The 1,933-nt window shown below is 64.7% G+C and carries 4 protein-coding genes; 3 read left to right on the forward strand and 1 reads right to left on the reverse strand.

All coding sequences use genetic code 11. The annotated features are described in order from the left end of the window. The first annotated feature begins 17 nt into the window (after positions 1-17). Positions 18-353 carry an ArsR/SmtB family transcription factor gene (locus tag KDJ86_RS15690; protein ID WP_291747876.1) on the forward strand — a complete coding sequence of 112 codons (336 nt, stop codon included), beginning with the start codon at positions 18-20 and terminating at the stop codon, positions 351-353. Next, entirely contained in the window at positions 346-777 is a 432-nt protein-coding gene (locus KDJ86_RS15695; protein WP_291747879.1) for an SRPBCC family protein, read from the forward strand. Before KDJ86_RS15690 ends, KDJ86_RS15695 begins: the two co-directional genes overlap by 8 nt. A 67-nt stretch (positions 778-844) precedes the next feature. Here KDJ86_RS15695 and KDJ86_RS15700 read toward each other — a convergent pair whose 3' ends face one another. Then, positions 845-1,285 carry a GNAT family N-acetyltransferase gene (locus tag KDJ86_RS15700; RefSeq protein ID WP_291747882.1) on the reverse strand — a complete coding sequence of 147 codons (441 nt, stop codon included), beginning with the start codon at positions 1,283-1,285 and terminating at the stop codon, positions 845-847. A gap of 197 nt (positions 1,286-1,482) precedes the next feature. On the opposite strand from KDJ86_RS15700, the gene KDJ86_RS15705 reads away from it, so the two are divergent. Next, positions 1,483-1,933 (forward strand): MBL fold metallo-hydrolase (locus tag KDJ86_RS15705; protein ID WP_291747885.1); only part of this gene is annotated, 451 nt, incomplete at its 3' end.

The raw sequence follows: 1,933 nt of genomic DNA on the forward strand, positions 1-1,933 counted from the left end.
CCAAAAGGATGAATGAAATGGACGACGAAAAACTCTCGCGCATCCTCAAGGCGGCCGGCGACACCAGCCGCCGGCGGATCCTGACCATGCTGGTCCAGGAAGGGCCGCTGCGCGTGACCGAACTTGCGGCCCATTTCGACATCTCGCTGAACTCGGTTTCCAAGCACATCAAGGTGCTCGAGGAAGCCGGCCTCGTCACGAGGCGGACCGTGGGCCGCGACCATCACATCGCCGCCGATCTCGGGCCGCTGAGGGCTACGGAAGAATGGTTCGGCCAACTGAAATCGATCTGGGAGCTCCGCCTCGCGGCGCTCGACGAGATCCTGACGTCGAAAGGACAGGACGATGAGTGAACTGGAACTGACTGTCAGCCGCACCATCGCGGCACCGCGCGAGAAAGTGTTCAACGCATGGCTCGATCCGGCCACCTTGAAGCGGATCATGCGGCCGTCGGCCGGCGACGAGATGGCCGAGGTGACCAACGACCCCCGCAAGGGCGGCACCTTCGAGATCGTCATGGTAACGGCCGAGAAGAAGAAGATCCCGCACACCGGCACCTATCTGGAGATCGACCCCCATTCCCGCCTCGCCTTCACCTGGGCCTCGCCACATTCGCTGGACGACAGCCGTGTGACGATCGACTTCGCCGAGAACGAACCGGGCTCGACCGAAGTAACGTTGCATCAGGTGAAGTTCCGCTCCGAAGAGGCACGCGACGGCCATATCAAGGGCTGGACCGTGATCATCGGCGAAATCGAGAAAGTCCTGAAGCCTTGATGGCATCGGGTCGGGGCCGGTCCTGAGGCCGGCCTCTCACCCCCGCCTGAATTGGCAGATCCTGACCCTAACGCTGGTACTTTATGAAAGGTGTCGCCGTCGCCACGCGGTCGTAGAGCCGGCGTGCGGTATCGTTGAACTCCTGGGTCAGCCAGTAGGTCTGCGACGCCTCATGCCGGTCGGCCTCCGCATAGACGGCCTCGATCAGCGCCCGCCCGAGGCCTCGGCCGCGCAGCGCGGCATCGGCGTAGAGGTCCTGCAGGTAGCAGCGCGGCGACCAGTCCGACGTCGAATAAACGAAGAAGTAATGGGCGAAACCCGCCAGTTCGCCGTCGCATTCGACCCCGAACCCATAGGGCTCCCTGTCCTCGTCGAGAAGCGACGACCACAGACGGCGCGTCACCCGGTCCTCGACCGTGCGCTTGTAGAACACATTGTACCCGTCCCACAGACCGGCCCAGCGGTCGCGGTCGCCTGGCGCGAGGCGGCGTATGATGATGTCCGGCACGGCGGCTCCCCTTCCGGTCGATGCAGCCACCTTCGCCGCGCCACCCCGTCGGCGCAATGATCCACGGCCGCTTCCGTGGCTGACCAAGGCGAAATTGTTCAATCCGGAACGGCTTGCCATGCCCTTCGGCGACGCGTAAGCCGGGAAGCGTCAATCGCCGGGGCCGCCGGCCGGCCGCCTCTTCTGGAGCACGGAACTTGCTGAATCCCGCACACGCCGAGACGGCGACGCTGACCTTTCCCTTCGACGAGCCACCGGAAACCGGCACGGTCCGCGAGGTGGCGCCGGGCATTCTGTGGACCCGCATCCCGCTGCCCTTCCGCCTCGATCACGTCAACATCTACCTGATCGAGGATGGCGACGGCTGGGCGGTCCTCGACACCGGCATCGCCGACCAGCCGACCCGCGATGTGTGGGACGCGCTTGCGGCCGGGCCGTTGAAGGGTCGCCGCCTCACGCGCCTGATCGTCACCCATTTCCATCCCGACCATATCGGTCTTGCCGGCTGGCTGTGCGAGAAGCACGGACTCGAGCTGTTGACCAGCCAGACCTGCTATCTCGGCTGCATAAACATCTCGCTCAGCCCCAACGCGCTGGAGGCCGAGCCCTATCAGAAATTCTACCTGAAGCACGGCATGCCGGCCGACC

Source organism: Bauldia sp. (assembly GCF_020442045.1).
Taxonomy (GTDB): domain Bacteria; phylum Pseudomonadota; class Alphaproteobacteria; order Rhizobiales; family Kaistiaceae; genus Bauldia.